Raw genomic sequence first — 16135 nt, 5'->3', positions numbered from 1 at the left:
GTAAGCATTTACCGCAGAACCGAGGAGGACCCGATGGACCGCACCGTGGAGCCGCCCGCTCCGGCGTCCGGGATGTCACCGGCGCTGCGCCGCCTGGTCGGCGTGATCATGCTCGGCGCGCTCGCCGTGCAACTCGACGCCACCATGACCAACGTCGCGGTGCACACCCTGCTCCGGGAGTTCGACACGACGCTGCCGACCGTCCAGTGGGTCGGCACCGGCTACCTGCTGGCGATGACCGCGGTGATCCCGCTGACCGGATGGGCCACCGACCGGTTCGGCACCCGCGCGCTCTGGACCATCAGCCTCACCGGGTTCCTGCTGGGTTCCCTGCTGTCCGGGCTGGCCTGGTCCGCGGGCAGCCTGATCACATTCCGGATCGTGCAGGGCGCGGGCGGCGGCATGCTCGTACCGCTGGCGCAGACCATCCTGGCCCGTGCCGCCGGCCCGGACCGGATGGGGCGGGTGATGGCCGCCATCGGCGTACCCGCCATGCTCGGCCCCGTCCTCGGGCCGGTCCTCGGTGGCCTGATCGTCGACGACCTGGGCTGGCGGTGGATCTTCTTCGTCAACCTGCCGGTCGGCCTGGCCGGGCTGCTCCTGGCCCGGCGGGCGGTGCCCGACGACCGGCCGGCGACCGCCGCACCGCTGGACCTCACCGGGCTGGCGCTGCTGCCGCCCGGCTGCGCCGCCGTCGTCTACGGCCTGGCCGAGGCCGGCCGGCACGGCCGGTTCGACGCCCCGGCGGTGCTGGTCGCCGTGGGGCTCGGCGGCCTGCTGCTGGCCGGGTTCGCCGGGCACGCGCTGCGGACCCGGCGCGAGCCGCTGATCGACCTGCGGCTGCTGGCCGACCGGACGTTCGCGGCCTGCGCGGCGGTCGTGTTCCTCTCCGGTGTCGCCCTGTTCGGGGCGATCATCCTGCTGCCGCTCTACCAGCAGCAGGTACGGGGTGCGTCCGCCCTCGCGGCCGGGCTCCTGCTGGCTCCGCAGGGGGTGGGCATGGCGCTGGGGCTCGTGGCGGCCGGGCGGCTCACCGACCGGATCGGGCCGCGGCCCGTCGTGCTGGTCGGGCTGATGGTGGCCGCCGCCGGCACGCTCACGTACACGCAGGTGGCGGCGGACACGGCGCAGCCGCTGCTCGCCGCCGCGCTGGTGATAAGCGGCGTCGGCATGGGGGCCACCGTGGTGCCGGTGCTGGCCGGCCCGTACCGGGGGCTGCCGGCGTCGGCGATCCCCCGGGCGACCAGCGCCATCCGGATCTTCCAGCAGCTCGGCGGCGCGTTCGGCGGGGCGGTGCTGGCCGTGGTGCTCCAGCGGCAGCTGGCCGGGCAGGCCGACGCGGCCGGTCGGGCGGCCGCGTTCGGGGCGACGTTCTGGTGGGTGCTCGGGTTCACGCTGCTGGCGGCGCTGCCCGCGCTGCTGCTGCCGGTGACCCGGGCGCCGCGTCCCGGCGTGGGGCCGGCCTGAGCGGTCGCCGCCGGGGGACCACCGGCTCGGGGGTGGTGGTCCCCCGGCGGCGGCGCATCAGCGGGGGCGCCAGGGCCACCATCGGCGACCGGGGGTCGGCGTGGTCGTCGGGGGTGCCGGCTCCGCGGCGGCGGTCACCCGCTCGGCGGCGGCCCGTTCCCGGGCGGCGCGCCAGTCGCGGACCGTGTCGTCGGCGTTCACCGGGCGCACCACCACGCGCGGGCCCGTGGGGGTGCGCAGCCAGGCCACCACCTCCGCGTTGAGGGCCGCCACGTACGCCCGCACCGAGTCTTCGGTGGGCAGGTCACGGACCTCGGCGGAGAGCTTCTCGATACGGCGGCGCAGTTGCAGCGGCGTGGGCAGCAGGAGGTCGCCCGGCAGCTGTTCGCGTTCCAGGAAGCTGCGGATCCACCAGCCCTCGTCGTAGGGCAGGTCACGGCCCGGGATCGGCTTGCCCGCCCCCGGCAGGTTGTCGAACTCGCCGCGCTCCTGGGCCGAGCGGATCTGCGCCTCGACCGCGGCCTCCCAGCCTGTCGTCACCGCCGTCACCTCCGTTTCCACCGTATCGGCCGGTCACCGACCCGGTTCAGCGCCAATCGGGACCCGGCTGTTCCCCGGGTTGAGGTAGAGCGACCCGGAGGCTCCGTGTGTCCGGTATCAGCAGGTTCCAGGGGTGGAGCCGGGCGGGCCGGGTGGCCCGCCCGGCTGGTCCCCGGCCGTCACGGTGAAGGTGAATCCGGTACTCGTCGGACGGCGCAGCGAGATGTCGCACTTGATCCGGCGCAGCACCTCGTTCCTGCTGAGGCCGAGCCCGTGCGCGATGAGCCGTTCCGGGCGCACCGGCACCGGATCCTCGAAGGCGACCTCCACCCGCACCGGCCACGCCCCGTCGAGCGGTGCCGGAGGGGCGTCCAGCCGCCAGGCCCCCGTCCAGTCCAGGGCGAAGTGGTGGCGCCGGGCGAGCAGCGGATCCAGCAGCCGGGCCGCCACCAGGTCCGGGTCGTTGACGTGGTAGCCGTGCAGCTCCTGCGGGTCGATGGACCTGACGGTCGCCCGCTCGTGCACGGGGAGCTTGCTCGTGCGGTCGCAGGACACGCAGCGGACCAGCAGCCACACGTCGAGCAGCTTGCCGTTGGCGTTGACGCGGAACCTGCCGTTACCGGTGGTCGCCGACTCCGACCGGCAGTCCACGCACCGCAACGACAGCAGGGGCAGGCGGGTCCGGCGGACGACCCAGGGCAGCACGGTATGAGGTGATGAAGACATGACTCGCTAGACCTGATCTCTAGACCTGACACGAGGCCGATCACGCGCGGCCTCAAGCGCTGTACGACCGGGCGCGCGGAGGCAGCCCGGCGGAACCGACGGGAGCGTCGGCTACCGGTGAGCGGAAAAAGGTGTCAGGTCTAGAGAGCAGGCGGGGTCACGTGGTTTTGTCCTCTGTCCTCAGTGCCACGGGGTTGCGGGAAACCTACGGGGCGCCGGCGGAAGGCTCAAACGGTTTACGACGGGACCTCAGGTACCGGCGTACATTCCTGGTGGGCCGGCGGGCGGCCCGTACCCGTGCGGGAGGGACCACCGGCGTGCGTCACTGGCTCATCGGCCTCGGAATCGCGGTGGCCTGCCTGCTGGCCAGCTGGGCGCTGCTCGTGCTGCTGGCGCGACGGCTGCCGCCGGGCATCCTGCGCGACCTGGCGGCCTTCATCCCGGACTGCCTGACCACCGTGCGCCGGTTGCGCCGCGACCCGCGGGTGCCGCGGCGGGCCAAGGCCGCGATCGTGTTCGCGGGGCTCTGGCTGGCCAGCCCGATCGACCTCATCCCGGAGTTCCTGCCGGTCATCGGCCCACTGGACGACATCGTGGTGGTGGCGCTCGCGCTGCGCTACGCCGGCCGGCAGGTGCCGCGGCAGGTGCTGCTCGACGCCTGGCCGGGCGAGCCCCGGCTGCTGCTGCGCCTGCTTGGCCCGGCGCCCGCCGAGCCGGCCGCCGAGGGGCGCGAGCGCTGAGCGGCCTGCTGGCGGCCTCGGCCGCGGCGTTCCTGCTGGCCGTGCTGTCCGCGGTGACCGGCTTCGGTGGCGGGGTGTTGTTGCTGCCGGTCTTCACCGCGCTGTTCGGGCTCCGGGTGGCGGTGCCCGTGCTCACCCTCACCCAGCTGGCCAGCAACGCCGCGCGGGTCTGGCTCAACCGGCGCGAGCTGCACCCGCAGCTCGCCGGCCGGTTCGCGCTCGGCGCGGTGCCGTTCGCCCTGGCCGGTGCGCCGCTGCTGGCGCACGCGCCGCTGTTCGCCCTGAAGCGGCTGCTCGGGGTGTTCCTGCTGGGCGTGGTGGCCTGGCGTCGCCTCGGCCGGCCACCCGGACGGCCCGGCGCGCGGACCTTCGTGGCGGTGGGCGCGGTGTCCGGGCTCGGGTCGGCGCTGCTCGGCTCGGTCGGCCCGCTGACCGCGCCGTTCTTCCTGGCCTACGGGCTGACCCGGGCCGCGTACGTGGGCACCGAGGCGGCCGCCGCGCTCACCCTGCACCTGGCCAAGACCGCCGGTTACGCCGGGGCGGGACTCCTCGACCGGCGGGTGCTGCTGCTCGGCGCGGCGCTGACGCCGGCCACCCTGGCCGGCGCGTGGGTGGGGCGACGGATCGTCGGGCGGATCAGCGACCGCGCGTTCGTCGCCCTGGTGGAGGCGGGACTGGTCGCGGCCGCCCTGCTCTTCCTGGCCGGCCGCTGAGCGTGTCCGGGCTCAGGGCAGCAGGCGGACGTGGCGGTGGCCGTCGCGCGGGAACGGCGGCCGGGCCGGCAGGACCTCGGCGAAGGCGTACCCGCTCTTCTCCGCCACCCGGCAGGAGGCCGGGTTGTCCACCTGGTGCAGCAGTTCCAGGCGGGTCAGGCCGCCCGCGCCGAAGCGGGCGAACGCCCAGCCGGTGACCGCCTCCACGGCCCGCGGGGCGACCCCGCGCCCGCGGGCCGGCGCCGCCGTCCAGTAGCCCACCTCGGCGGCCGGCCGGCCGGGCGTGACCTCCTTGAGCACCACGTTGGCCACCAGCCGCTCCCCGTCGTCGGCGGGTTCCAGCACCGCGAAGCTGAACCGGCGGCCGGCCGCCCAGCCCTGCCGGCTGCGGCGCAGGAACGCCCTGGCCTCCGCCCTCGTGGTCACCGGGTACCGGGTCCAGTTGCGCAGCACCGGGTCCCGGTAGGCGGCCAGCAGCGCCTCGGCGTCGTCGTCGCGCCACGGCCGCAGCAGCAGGCCGGGGGCAGAGGGGGTCGCGGCGGCGTGGAGCACGATCGGCATCCCGGTAGTGTGGGCGCGTCACGGCGCCGTCGCCACCCCCTGGGCGCTCACAGGTTGTCCGGCCGGTGCAGGGCGGGGTGGTGCTCGCCCGGCGCGGCGTACCAGGGCTGCGGGTCCGCGCGCAGCGCCGTGTCGATCCGCAGGCGGGACCAGTCGTCCAGCTCGGGCAGCTCGTCGGGCGCGAACCAGCCGACCGCGAGGGACTCGTCCCCGTCGGCGGTGGGCTCGCCGCCGACGGCCCGGCAACGGAACCAGACGTTGAGGTACTCGCAGGCGTCCCCGTTGGGGTAGACCACCGGGTGCGTCGCCACCCCGCCGAGCCGTTCGATCTCGACCTCGATGCCGGTCTCCTCGTAGACCTCGCGCACCAGCGCGTCGGCCGGCTGCTCGCCCGGGTCGACGGTGCCGGCCGGCACCGACCAGCGGCCGTTGTCGCCGCGGCGGGCCAGCAGCACCCGCCCGGCCCCGTCGGTCACCACGGCGCTGACCCCGTAGAGCATGAGCAGCTCGGATCCGATGTGCTTGCGCATCCGCGCGATGTAGGGCGAGACAGGCATGGCGGCACCCTACCGGCGGCCCTCCCGGTGCCGCCGCACCATGCCGGCGGCCAGCGGCGCGGCGTCCAGGTCCCCGGCGGCCAACCGACCCGCGACGGTACGGCGTACCAGCCGGTCGGCCAGCGCCGGCGCGTGCCGGGCCAGGGCCAGCTCGACCCGTCCCCGCCCGGTGGTGGCCACGTCCCGGGGCGCCCGGCGGGCCGTGGCGGCGCGCAGGATCGCCGCGACGACGCCCTCGACGGGCTCCAGCCGGGACACCCCGCTCAGTGACAGCCCGGCCTCGGCGGTGCTGTCGTGGATCGGTGAGGCGACCATGCTCGGGTAGACGACGCTGACCCCGACGTGGGTGCCGACCTCGTGGCGCAGCGCGTCGGCGTACGCCACGAGGGCCCGCTTGCTCACCCCGTACGCGGCCGCGAGGGGCAGCGGCAGCACGGCCATCCGGCTGGCCACGAAGACCACCCGGCCGCGCGCGGCCTCCAGGGCGGGCAGCGCCGCCGCCGTGGTACGCCAGGCGGCCAGCAGGTTGACCTCCAGCTGCCGGCGGACCACCTCGTCGGGCGGCAGCTCGGCCGGGGCGGGCCCGCCGACGCCGGCGTTGTTGACCAGCAGGTCCAGCCCGCCGAGCCGGTCCACGGCGGAGGCCACCGCGGCCGGCACGGCGGCCGGGTCGGTCAGGTCGCAGCCGAGCACCGGCACCTCACCGTGCTCGTCGGGGCGCAGGTCGAGCCCGACGACGCGGGCGCCCGCTCCGGTCAGCGCGGCGCACAGGTGCCGCCCGAAGGTGCCCTGCGCGCCGGTGACCAGCACCCGCCGTCCGGCCAGCCCGCTCACCGCCGCACCTCCGCCCGGCGCCGCCCGGCGGCCAGCTCCCGCTCCAGCTCGGCCAGGTACGCGTCGAAGTCGACCCGCATGTGTGGCCGGCGCTGCCCCCACCGGGCGGTGGCGACGCGCAGTTCGGCGCGGCTGGCGGCCGCCTGCCGATCGCGGTCCGGCGGCACCCAGGTGCCGGCGAGCGCGCCGGCGACGAGCCGGGCCTGGGCCTCGACCAGCGGGAACGCCGCGCCGGTGGACTGCATGAGCCCGACGAAGGCCAGGCCGGGGGCGTCCAGGTGGAACACGTGCCGGTAGAGCGGCAGCCGGTCGGCGCCGTCGCCGAGCAGGCCGGGGTCGAGGAAGGGGACCTCGACCCGGTAGCCGGTGCACCAGACCACGAGGTCCACCTCGTCGGCGCGGCCGTCGGTGAACTCGACGCGGTCGCCGGCGAACCGGGCGATGCCGGGGCGGGCCTGGATGTCGCCGTGGGTGAGCCGGGACAGCAGCCCGTCGGACAGCGTGGGGTGGTCCTGGAGGAAGCCGTGGGCGGGGGCGGGCAGCCCGTACCGGTCCGGTGGGCCGACGGTGGCGGTCAGCATGGTCTGGCTGATCCGCTGCCGCAGCCGCCACGGCAGCCGGCGGGCCAGTGCCCCGTTGAGGGTGTCGGAGGGGCGGCCGAGCAGGTACTTGGGCACCACCCAGACGCCGCGCCGCAGTGACAGCAGGGTGCGCATGGCCGCGTACGAGGCGTCCACGGCGATGTCCATGGCGGAGTTGCCGCCGCCGACGACCAGCACCCGCCGCCCGGCGAGCTGCTCCGGCCCCCGGTAGTCGTGGCTGTGCAGCTGCTCGGCGGTGCACTCGCCCGGGTACGGGTCCGGCCGCTTCGGCACCCGGTTGTGCCCGTTGGCGACCACCACCGCCTCGACGTCGAGGCGGACGGGCCCGTCGGGTCCGGTGGCGTGCACGGTCCAGCCGCCGTCGGCCGCGCTGACCCGCTCGACGGTGTGCCGCAGCCGTACGGCGTCGCGCAGCCCGAACCGGTCGGCGTAGTCGGCCAGGTACCCGGCGATGCGCGTGTGGTCGGGGTAGTCGGGCCAGTCCGCCGGCATCGGGTGGTCGGCGAACTGGGTGCGCCCCTTGCTGGTGTTCAGGTGCAGCGTCCGGTACGCGGGCGAGCCGGGCGACCCGTACACCCACAGGCCGCCGACGGTGTCGGCGGTCTCGAACGCGACGGCCGGCACGCCGGCGTCGGCCAGCGCCTTGAGGGTGGCCAGTCCGGCCGCTCCCGCGCCGATGACCGCCACCCGGGGTGGTGCCGCCATGCCTGCCTCCTTAATCCAACGACCGCTGGATAATCCCCGGCGGGCGGCGGCCCGTCAAGGGGTGGCCGGCGGGTACAGCCCGTCGAGGAAGCGGTGCACGAACCCCCGGAACTCGCGCCGCTCCCGGGCGCCGGAGCCCTGCTGCGCGGCGAGGGCCACCACGTGCCCGTGCACGGCCCAGACCAGGCTGCGGACGGTGACGTGCGGGGCCGGCTCGACCAGCGCCCCGCCCGCCGCGGCGGCGGCCAGCAACTCCTCCACCAGCGCGTACAGCGGGGCCGCGTAGCGCTGGTCGAGGTCGGCGTGCCGGTGCGGCTCCAGCCAGCGGCGCAGCCACAGCGCCGTGGTCTCCGGCCGGTCCTCGAGGAAGTCGACGAACACGTCGACGAGGTCGTGCAGCGCGCGCAGCGCGTCGGCCGGCCCGGTGGCGAGGGCCGCCCGGGCGCGCTCACCGGCCGCCTCGAGGACCTCCCGTTCGGCGGCGAAGACCCGGGCGAAGCAGGCGTCGTAGAGCTGCGCCTTCGTACCCGTGTGGTGGGCGACGGTGGCCACGTCGACGCCCGCCGCGGCGGCGACGTCGCGCAGGCCGACCGCGTCGAAGCCCCGCTCGGCGAAGAGCGCGGTGGCGGCGGCGAGCACCAGGTCGCGGGTGGGCCGCTGGTCGTCGCGGCGGGGCCGGCCGGGTCGGCGGCGGGGCATGGTCATCCCGCCATTGTTCCCCCTACAATCCAGCATCCGTTGGATTGGGGCGGCGTGCCCCGGGAGGAGGCGGCCATGACCGGGCTCGACGAGCGGCGGCGGTCCGGTGCCGCCCTGCCGCGCGGCCCGCTGGCCGGCTTCGCCGCCGGCTCGCTCGGCATGGGCGTCTGGGTCACCGTGCCCGGGCTGCTGCTGCTCTACTTCCTCACCGACGTCCTCGCGGTCGCCCCGTGGCTGGCGGGCCTGGCGCTGCTGCTGCCGAAGATCGCCGACGTGCTCCTGCACCCCTGGATCGGGCACCGCTGCGACGTCGAGCAGGCCCACCGTGGCCACCGGCGGCGGCTGCTGCTGGCCGGCTGCGCCCTGCCGCTGGCGTTCGCCGCGCTGTTCGCGGTGCCCGGCGGGCTGAGCGGCGCGTCCGCCGCGGCCTGGGTCGCGGTGTTCTTCGTCGCCGGGAACCTGCTCTTCGCCGCGTACCAGGTGCCCTACCTGGCCACCCCGGCGGACCTGCGGATCGGCTACCACGAGCGGACCCGGCTCATGGCCTTCCGGATGGTGGTGCTCACCCTCGGCATCCTGGTCTCCGGGCTGCTCGCGCCGCTGCTGGCCGGCGGTGACGACGCCACCCGTGGCGGCTACCTGCGGATGGCGGCGCTGCTCGCGGTGGGGATGCTCGCTGCCATGGCGGTCGGCGTCGCCGGGATCGACCGGCTGCGCCGCGCCGCGGCCGTGCCGGCGCCGCCGCATCAGGCGGGCGGGTGGCGGGCCCTGGCGGCGAGCCTGCGCGACCGGCAGTTCCGCTCGCTGGTCGGCGCGTACCTGGCCATGTCGACCACCACCCACCTGGTGCTCGCCGGGGTGCCCTACTACGCCGAGTACGAGCTGGGCCGCCCGAAGCTCACCACGGTGCTGGTCGCCGCGTTCGTCGCGCCGGCGCTGCTGGTCACCCCGGCCTGGCTCGCGGTGGCCCGGCGGGTCGGCAAGCAACGTGCGCTGCTCGCCGCGCAGCTCGCCTTCGCCGCCGGCGCGGTGGTGCTGGCCGTCGGCCGGCCGGCCGGGCTGCCCGTGCTGGTGGCCGCCGTGGCGGTGCTCGGGGTGGCGTTCGCCGGGATGCAGCTGCTGCCCTTCTCGATGCTGCCCGACGTCATCCGCGCCTCCGGGACCGACCGGGCCGGCACGTACACGGGGGTGTGGACCGCCACCGAGGCCACCGGCGCGGCGCTCGGCCCCTACGCCTACGCGCTCTGCCTGGCCGCCGGGGGCTTCGTGGCCTCCGCCGCCGGGCAGGCGGTCACCCAGTCGCCGGGTGCGCTGGCGGCCATCCGGTACGGCTTCGGCCTGCTGCCCGCCGCCGTGATGGTGGTCGCCGTGCTGCTGCAACGCCGCTACACCCTCGACGACACGGCCCGCGCCGACGTCGCCGGCGCGTGACGCGCGGCGCGCGCGACGACGAAGAGGAACACGCCGCACGCCGCGACCAGGAGCCACCCCGGGCGGGACGCGCGGGCCAGGCCCGCCGGGCCGACCCCGGCGACGAGCCCTCCGGCGACGGCGATGCCGATGGCCGAGCCGAGCTGCCGGGCGGTGGAGGTGATCGCCCCGGCGACGCCCGCGCGGGCCGGCGGCAGGCCGCTCACCGCCGTGTTGGTGATGGGCGCGTTGGCGAAACCGAAGCCGATGCCGATGAGCAGGTAGGCCGGCACGAGTTGCCGCGGATCCGGGTCGGGGCGCAGGCCGACCAGGGTGAGGCCGCCGAGGGTGAGGAACGTGCCGGCGAGCAGGAGGGGGCGGCGCGCCCCGTAACGACCCGCCAGCCGGCCCGACAGCGGCGCGCAGACCGTCGCGCCCAGCGCCAGGGGCAGGGTGGCGCTCCCCGCGGCGAGCGGGGTCCAGCCGTGTCCGTGCTGCAGGTACAGCGTGGTGAGCAGCAGGCTGACGGTGAGCGCGACGAACACGGCCACCGCGCCCAGCACCGCCGTGGTGAACGCCGGCCGCCGGAACAGTCCCAGCTCCATGAGGGGCTCGGGGCGACGCCGTTCGACCGCCACGAAACTGGCCGTGGCCGCGGCGGCGACCAGGTAAGCACCCCAGGCCGCCGGTGACGACCAGCCGACGCGCGGACCCTCGATGAGCACGGCGACGCTGACGCACACCACGAGGGTGAGGAGAACCTGGCCGGGCAGGTCGAGCCGCCGGGCCCGCGCCGCCCGGGACTCCGGTACGAACAGCGCGCTCAGCACGAGCGCGGCCACCACCACCGGGACGTTGATCCAGAACACCGACCGCCAACCGAACGCCCCGATGAGCGCGCCGCCGGCGACCGGTCCGGCCGCCATGCTCAGCCCGAACACGGACGCCCAGATCCCGATGGCCTGCGCCCGCTCCCGCGGATCGGGCATCACGTTCACCACGATCGCGAGGGCCACCGGGCTGAGCATCGACGCGCCGATCCCCTGCACGGCGCGCGCCGCGACGAGCGCGCCGAGCGACGGCGCGACGGCGCACGCCAGCGACGCGGCGCCGAAGACGAGCAGGCCGCAGCGGAAGACCCGGCGCCGGCCCAGCCGGTCGGCCAGCGCACCCGAGGAGATCAGCAGGCTGGCCACCGCCACGGTGTAGGCGTCCACCACCCATTCCAGACTCCGGGTGCCCACCCCCAGCCCGTGGCCGATCGCGGGCAGGCCGACGTTGACGATCGTGGTGTCCAGGCCGACCAGCAACATGCTCAGCGCGCAGATCGCCAGGACCGCCCACCGTCGGCGCACGGTCAGGTCGGCTCGCGCCGTCAGGGATGTCGTGGCCATCCGCTCACACTCCAGGGTCGGGGAGCCTGCCCGCCATGCTCGGGCCGGACGGACCCCCGGCCCCAGCACTTTTGCGGAAACCGCAAAGATGGCGAGCATGGAAGCGGACCTCGCGGAACTCCTCGACGGCATCGGGCCCCGGCTGCGCGCGCTGCGCCGCGACCGCAAGCTCACGCTGGAGGCCCTGGCGGCGCAGACCGGCATCTCGGTGAGCAAGCTGTCCCGGCTCGAGTCGGGACAGCGCCGTCCCACCCTGGAGCTGCTGATCCCGCTGGCCCGCGCCCACCGCGTCGCGCTGGACCAACTGGTGGCGGCGCCGGCCACCGGCGACCCCCGCGTCCACCTGCGACCCCACCGGCGGCGCCGCGGCGGCGTGGTCGTGCCGCTGACCCAGTATCCGGGGCGGGTCCAGGTCTTCAAGCAGGTCCTCGCGCCGCGCGAGCCGAGTCTCGTCACCCACGCCGGCTACGAATGGCTCTACGTCCTCGCCGGCCGGCTCCGCCTCGTCCTCGGTGACCGCGAGTTCACCCTCTCCCCCGGCGAGGTCGCCGAGTTCGACACCGGCGAGCCGCACTGGTTCGGCCCGGCCGGCGCGGACACCGTCGAGATCCTGCACCTGTTCGGGCCCCACGGCGACCAGGCCGTCGTCCGCACCGGGCCGTCGACGCCGTCGTGACCCGCGGCAACTAGACTTCGCCGCCGATGGACGCCCAGCCCGCCCCCGAGACCCGCCCCTGCGCCCACTGTGGACGGGACGTGCCGCAGCGCGCCGGCGCGGGCCGCCCCTTCCGGTACTGCCGCGACAACGACGGTGCCTGCCAGCGGGCCTCGCGCAACTCCCGGATGCGCCACCGCAACGCCCCCGGCCTGCCCGGGCAGGTGGCCCGCACCTGGGAGGCGGTCGACCGGCTCGACCAGATCGTGGAGACCCTCACCGAGACGCTGCACGCCGAGCTGTCCCCGGCCGGGGTGGAGCGCCAGCTCGCCGAGGTGCGCGCCGAGACGGCCGCCCAGGTCGCGGCGGCGCACACCGCCCGCGACGAGGCCCGCCGGGACGCCGAGGACGCCGCCGCGGCGGCCGCCCGGGCCCGCCACGAGGCGCAGGCGGCGCTGGCCGAACGCGACACCGCCCGGGAGCGGGCCGACCGGGCCGAGACGGCGTCCGCCGCGGCCGCCGAGCGGGCCCGGCTCGCCGAGGCGGCCCGGGACGAGGCGCGGGGTGAGGCCGGAGCGGCGCAGGCGCTGCGGGTGCAGGCCGAGCGGGACCGCGACGCCGCGCGCCTCGAGCTGCGTACGGTGCGGACCGAACGCGACGGTGAGCGCCGGCGGGTCGCCGACCTGACCGCCGAACGGGACGCCGCCCGGGCCGACGCGGAGCGGGCCACCCGCTCGGCGGGTGAGGCCCTGGATCGGGCCGAGGGCCTGCGCGCCGAGGCCGACCGGGCCCGCGCCGAGGCCAGTCTTGCCCGCGCGGAGGCCGAGCAGGCGCGGCGGGCCGGCGAGCAGGCACGTGAGGGGGCCGCGCAGGCGCGCGAGGAGGCCGCGCAGGCGCGCGAGGAGGCCGCGCAGGCGCAGGCCGCCCGGGAGCGGGCCGAGGCCGGCCGGGCGGAGGCGCTCGCGGCGGCCGCGGCCGCCCGACAGGAGCGGGACGCCCTCGCCGCGGACCTGGCGGCCGCGCGGCAGGCCACCGCCGCCGTCGAGGCCCGGCTCGCCGAGCTGGCGGCACGGCTGGCCGCCGCCGAGACCGACCGCGACGCCGCCCAGCGGCGGGCCGGTCAGCTCGCCGACCAGGTCAGCGACCTGGCCAGCGCACTGGCCCGGCTGGGCTCCCGCACCGGCTGACGGGATCGTCGCGGGCGGCCACGGGCTGGGACGGGCCGGTACGGGGCGGTGGGAGGTCGCCGCCGGCGAGCATGATCAGGGTGTGGGTAAGACGTACGCACGCATCGACGGCCGGCTGCGCACCTTCATCGAGGCGCAGCCGATGTTCTTCACGGCCACCGCTCCCCTCGCGGGCGACGGCACCATCAACCTCTCCCCCAAGGGTCTGCGGGGCTCCTTCGCGGTGCTCGACGAGCTGACGGTCGCCTATCTGGACTTCGCCGGCAGCAACGCCGAGACCGTCGCGCACCTGCGGGAGAACGGCCGCATCACGCTGATGTGGTGCGCGTTCGACGGCCCGCCGAACATCGTCCGGGTGCACGGCCGGGGCGAGCCGGTGTTCCGCGACGACCCGCGCTGGCCGCAGCTGCTGGGCCACTTCCCCGGCATCGACCCGGGCCCGCACGGCCTGCGGGCGATCATCGTGGTCCACGCCGAGCTGGTCCGCGACACCTGCGGCTACGCCGTGCCGCTGATGACCTACGAGGCCGACCGCGACCTGCACGGGCGGCGGTTCGCCCGCGAGGACGACGAGTCGCTGAGCCGGTACTTCGCGGGCAAGGAGCACGTGGCCACCAGCATCGACGGGCTGCCCGGCCTGCCGCTGCCCCTGCCGCCCACCCCGGCCGGGTGACTCCCGGTCAGTGGATGCCGGCCATGAGGTGCCGGATCTGGCGGGTGAACATCACCGCGGCGAGCCCGAACACCACCGAGGCCAGGCCGAAGGTCAGGAAGTAGGTCGACTCGGACCAGCGGTCGGCGAGCCGGGCGACCTGGCCGCCGATCGCGTCGCCGACGGCGGTGGCGAGGAACCACAGGCCCAGCATCTGGCTGGCGTACTTCACCGGGGCCAGCTTCGTGGTGGCCGACAGGCCCACCGGGCTCAGCGACAGCTCGCCGGCGACCTGGATCGCGTACACGGCGACCAGCCACCACGGGGAGACCAGGTCGCCGCCGACGGCGGCCCGCGCGGCGGCGGCCATCAGCACGAACGACAGGCCGTTGAGCACCAGGCCGACGGCGAATTTCATCGGCGTGGAGACCCGGTGGCCGAGCTTCAGCCACAGGGCGGCGGCCAGCGGCGCCCCGATGATGATCAGGATCGGGTTCACCGACTGGAGCCAGGACGCCGGGAAGGTGAAGCCGCCCACGTTCCGGTCGGTCTGGTCCTCGGCGAAGATGTTCAGCACCGACCCGGCCTGGTCGTAGATCAGCCAGAACGCGGCCGCGAAGACGAACAGCCACACGTACGCCTTCATGCGGCTGCGCTCGGTGCCGCTGATCTCCCGGTCGGTGAGGATCCGGGTGAAGTAGGCGATGGTGACCAGGACGGTGACCAGGGTGAGCAGGTTCACCACGGTGTCGACGGTGAACAGGCCGATCAGGGCGAGCACGGCCAGCACCACGAGCACCACCACGGTGACCACGGCGATGCGGGTCAGCGCCCGCCGGCGGTCGGCGCCGAGCAGCGGGTCGGCCGGGCGGGCGCCGGCGTCGCCGAGGTTGCGCCGGCCGAGCACGTACTGGATCACGCCGAAGGTCATGCCGATGGCGGCGGCGCCGAAACCCAGGTGCCAGTTGATCTTCTCGCCGAGGAAGCCGGTGACCAGCGGGGCGATGAACCCACCGAGGTTGATGCCCATGTAGAAGATCGAGAAGCCGGCGTCGCGGCGGGGCGAGTCCCGGTCGTACAGGTCGCCGACCATGGTCGAGATGTTCGGCTTGAGCAGGCCGGTGCCGAGCACGATGAGCGTCATGCCGGCGAACACCGTCCACCGGGCCGGGACGGCCATCACGTAATGCCCGGCCGCGATGACCACGCCACCCCAGAGCACGCTGCGGCGCGCGCCGATGAGCCGGTCGGCCACCCACCCGCCGGGCAGCGCCATGAGGTAGACCATGGCGTTGTAGGTGCCGTAGACGGCGTTGGCGGTGGACTCCCCGATGCCCAGCCCCTCGTCGGCGACCGCCGCGGTCAGGTACAGCACGAGGATGGCCCGCATGCCGTAGAAGCTGAACCGCTCCCACATCTCGGTGAGGAACAGGGTGGACAGCGCGCGCGGGTGACCGAAGAAGGTCTTCCCGCCGGGCGGTCGCACCTCGGCCGGCGCGTCACCGGTCATCGTCACCTCCGCAGGACGTGGAGGCGGCTAACATCCCCGTTGACAGTCGAAACACTCCACCGATTCGGCCCGGCCGGGGACGACCCCGCCGGGCAGCTGTCATGACCGGCTACCCTTGAGGATCCCGACCCCGCGCCGGGCCTTCGGCGTGGCCGGGAATGGGCCGGCGGTGACGGGCCGTTACACCTGAAGACGAGCACCACGAACGAGGGGAAGTCGATCATGGGCGAGCGTATGCTGCGCGGTAGCCGGCTGGGCGCAGTCAGCTACGAATCCGACCGCAACACGGAGCTCGCGCCGCGTCAGACCCGCGAGTACCTCTGCGCGAAGGGGCACCAGTTCGAGGTGCCGTTCGCCGTCGACGCCGAGGTCCCGACGACCTGGGAGTGCAAGTTCGACGGCAGCGTCGCCCGCCTGGTCGACGGCAGCGAGCCCGAGCAGAAGAAGGCCAAGCCGCCGCGCACGCACTGGGACATGCTGCTGGAGCGGCGCTCGATCGCCGAGCTGGAGGACATCCTCGCCGAGCGGCTCCAGGAGGTCCGCACCCGCCGCGGTCGCGCCTGAGCACCCGTAACGACGACGAAGCGCCCCCGGGATCACCCCGGGGGCGCTTCGTCATGTCTGTCCGGTTCCTCACCGGCCGGGTTCGATGATCTCCCCCTCGATGGCCCGGCCCGGCTCGGTCACCGGCGGCTGCTGCGGGGCCGGGGTGGGCTGCGGCGCACCCCGGCGCACCCGCACCCGGCGCGGCCCGAACAGGTCACCGGCGACCATCGACGACACCCGGCGCTCGGTGGCCCGGCGCACCCCGGCGCCGGCGAGGCGCCGCACCGGCGGCACCAGCAACAGCAGCCCCGCCACGCCGCTGACCAGGCCGGGCAGCGCCAGCAGCAGCGCGCCCAGCAGCCCCACCAGGCCGTCGGTGACCTGCCGGCCCGGCGGCTGACCGGACTCCGCGGCGGCCCGGAAGCCGCGCCAGGCCCGCATGCCCTCCCGGCGCAGCAGCACCAGGCCCAGCAGCGAGGCCGCGAACACCAGCAGCACCGCGAACCCGAACCCGACGCCGCGGCCCACCAGGATGAAAACGGCCAGCTCCAGCAGCGCGAGCAGCAGCAGGGCCGGTGGTACGTACCTCAGTCCTCGGCGCATCTCACCTCATCCGCCCGGGTGTCATCACGCCCCT

Annotated in this window: 18 protein-coding genes; 8 read left to right on the top strand and 10 right to left on the bottom strand. The window is 75.6% G+C overall.

Translation table 11 applies throughout. The annotated features are described in order from the left end of the window. Positions 1–33 precede the first annotated feature (33 nt). Positions 34–1467 (top strand): DHA2 family efflux MFS transporter permease subunit, encoded by a 1434-nt coding sequence (locus GCE86_RS10960; RefSeq protein ID WP_154226849.1) that lies wholly within the window; start codon positions 34–36, stop codon positions 1465–1467. A gap of 57 nt (positions 1468–1524) precedes the next feature. On the opposite strand, the gene GCE86_RS10955 is transcribed toward GCE86_RS10960, so the two are convergent. Both GCE86_RS10955 and GCE86_RS10950 read right to left on the bottom strand, forming a co-directional pair. Next, positions 1525–2007 (bottom strand): DnaJ family domain-containing protein, encoded by a 483-nt coding sequence (locus GCE86_RS10955; protein ID WP_154226848.1) that lies wholly within the window; start codon positions 2005–2007, stop codon positions 1525–1527. 117 nt (positions 2008–2124) lie between these two features. Continuing rightward, positions 2125–2712 carry a DUF1062 domain-containing protein gene (locus GCE86_RS10950; protein ID WP_244317260.1) on the bottom strand — a complete coding sequence of 196 codons (588 nt, stop codon included), beginning with the start codon at positions 2710–2712 and terminating at the stop codon, positions 2125–2127. A gap of 338 nt (positions 2713–3050) precedes the next feature. On the opposite strand from GCE86_RS10950, the gene GCE86_RS10945 reads away from it, so the two are divergent. Together GCE86_RS10945 and GCE86_RS10940 are read left to right on the top strand one after the other, a co-directional pair. After that, positions 3051–3473, top strand: coding sequence for a YkvA family protein (locus GCE86_RS10945; RefSeq protein WP_154226846.1), 423 nt, complete (start codon positions 3051–3053; stop codon positions 3471–3473). Positions 3474–3526: 53 nt separating this feature from the next. Further along, positions 3527–4186, top strand: coding sequence for a sulfite exporter TauE/SafE family protein (locus tag GCE86_RS10940; RefSeq protein ID WP_244317259.1), 660 nt, complete (start codon positions 3527–3529; stop codon positions 4184–4186). Positions 4187–4198: 12 nt separating this feature from the next. Here the strand turns inward: GCE86_RS10940 and GCE86_RS10935 are convergent, their stop codons facing one another. From GCE86_RS10935 to GCE86_RS10915, 5 genes are read right to left on the bottom strand one after another with little or no spacing between them, the layout of a single operon-like run. Next, a complete protein-coding gene (locus tag GCE86_RS10935; RefSeq protein ID WP_154226844.1) occupies positions 4199–4747 on the bottom strand; it encodes a GNAT family N-acetyltransferase in 549 nt (182 codons plus the stop codon). 47 nt (positions 4748–4794) lie between these two features. After that, positions 4795–5304, bottom strand: coding sequence for an NUDIX hydrolase (locus GCE86_RS10930; RefSeq protein WP_154226843.1), 510 nt, complete (start codon positions 5302–5304; stop codon positions 4795–4797). Between the two features lie 9 nt (positions 5305–5313). Further along, entirely contained in the window at positions 5314–6138 is an 825-nt protein-coding gene (locus tag GCE86_RS10925) for an SDR family NAD(P)-dependent oxidoreductase (RefSeq protein ID WP_208818087.1), read from the bottom strand. Continuing rightward, the gene (locus tag GCE86_RS10920) at positions 6135–7445 is read right to left on the bottom strand and encodes a flavin-containing monooxygenase (RefSeq protein WP_154226841.1); all 1311 of its coding nucleotides are present in this window, start codon (positions 7443–7445) and stop codon (positions 6135–6137) included. Before GCE86_RS10920 ends, GCE86_RS10925 begins: the two co-directional genes overlap by 4 nt. Before the next feature lie 54 nt (positions 7446–7499). Then, positions 7500–8150, bottom strand: coding sequence for a TetR/AcrR family transcriptional regulator (locus GCE86_RS10915; protein ID WP_239542650.1), 651 nt, complete (start codon positions 8148–8150; stop codon positions 7500–7502). 69 nt (positions 8151–8219) lie between these two features. Between GCE86_RS10915 and GCE86_RS10910 the strand changes: the two genes are divergently transcribed. Continuing rightward, a complete protein-coding gene (locus tag GCE86_RS10910; RefSeq protein ID WP_154226840.1) occupies positions 8220–9575 on the top strand; it encodes an MFS transporter in 1356 nt (451 codons plus the stop codon). Here the strand turns inward: GCE86_RS10910 and GCE86_RS10905 are convergent. Next, positions 9530–10948: an MFS transporter gene (locus tag GCE86_RS10905; protein ID WP_154226839.1), complete on the bottom strand. Its 1419-nt coding sequence runs from the start codon at positions 10946–10948 to the stop codon at positions 9530–9532. The genes GCE86_RS10910 and GCE86_RS10905 overlap by 46 nt on opposite strands. Positions 10949–11045: 97 nt before the next feature. Here GCE86_RS10905 and GCE86_RS10900 point away from each other — a divergent pair, with 97 nt between their 5' ends. The 3 genes from GCE86_RS10900 (at position 11046) to GCE86_RS10890 (ending at position 13463) form a co-directional block, all read left to right on the top strand. Next, complete coding sequence (locus GCE86_RS10900; protein ID WP_154226838.1) at positions 11046–11624, top strand: XRE family transcriptional regulator; 579 nt, start codon at positions 11046–11048, stop codon at positions 11622–11624. A gap of 26 nt (positions 11625–11650) precedes the next feature. After that, a complete protein-coding gene (locus GCE86_RS10895; protein ID WP_154226837.1) occupies positions 11651–12790 on the top strand; it encodes a hypothetical protein in 1140 nt (379 codons plus the stop codon). Positions 12791–12872: 82 nt separating this feature from the next. Beyond that, positions 12873–13463, top strand: coding sequence for a pyridoxamine 5'-phosphate oxidase family protein (locus GCE86_RS10890; RefSeq protein WP_154226836.1), 591 nt, complete (start codon positions 12873–12875; stop codon positions 13461–13463). A gap of 7 nt (positions 13464–13470) precedes the next feature. On the opposite strand, the gene GCE86_RS10885 is transcribed toward GCE86_RS10890, so the two are convergent. Continuing rightward, complete coding sequence (locus tag GCE86_RS10885) at positions 13471–14952, bottom strand: peptide MFS transporter (RefSeq protein WP_154226835.1); 1482 nt, start codon at positions 14950–14952, stop codon at positions 13471–13473. A gap of 222 nt (positions 14953–15174) precedes the next feature. Between GCE86_RS10885 and GCE86_RS10880 the strand changes: the two genes are divergently transcribed. Further along, complete coding sequence (locus GCE86_RS10880; RefSeq protein ID WP_046564157.1) at positions 15175–15516, top strand: RNA polymerase-binding protein RbpA; 342 nt, start codon at positions 15175–15177, stop codon at positions 15514–15516. A gap of 69 nt (positions 15517–15585) precedes the next feature. Here the strand turns inward: GCE86_RS10880 and GCE86_RS10875 are convergent, their stop codons facing one another. Then, positions 15586–16101, bottom strand: coding sequence for an FxsA family protein (locus tag GCE86_RS10875; protein ID WP_154226834.1), 516 nt, complete (start codon positions 16099–16101; stop codon positions 15586–15588). Positions 16102–16135: the final 34 nt, after the last annotated feature.

The sequence above is a fragment of the Micromonospora terminaliae genome, assembly GCF_009671205.1.
Classification (GTDB): Bacteria; Actinomycetota; Actinomycetes; order Mycobacteriales; family Micromonosporaceae; genus Micromonospora; species Micromonospora terminaliae.
Note: the sequence above shows the minus strand (reverse complement) of the source record. Positions and strands in the feature narration are given on the sequence as shown.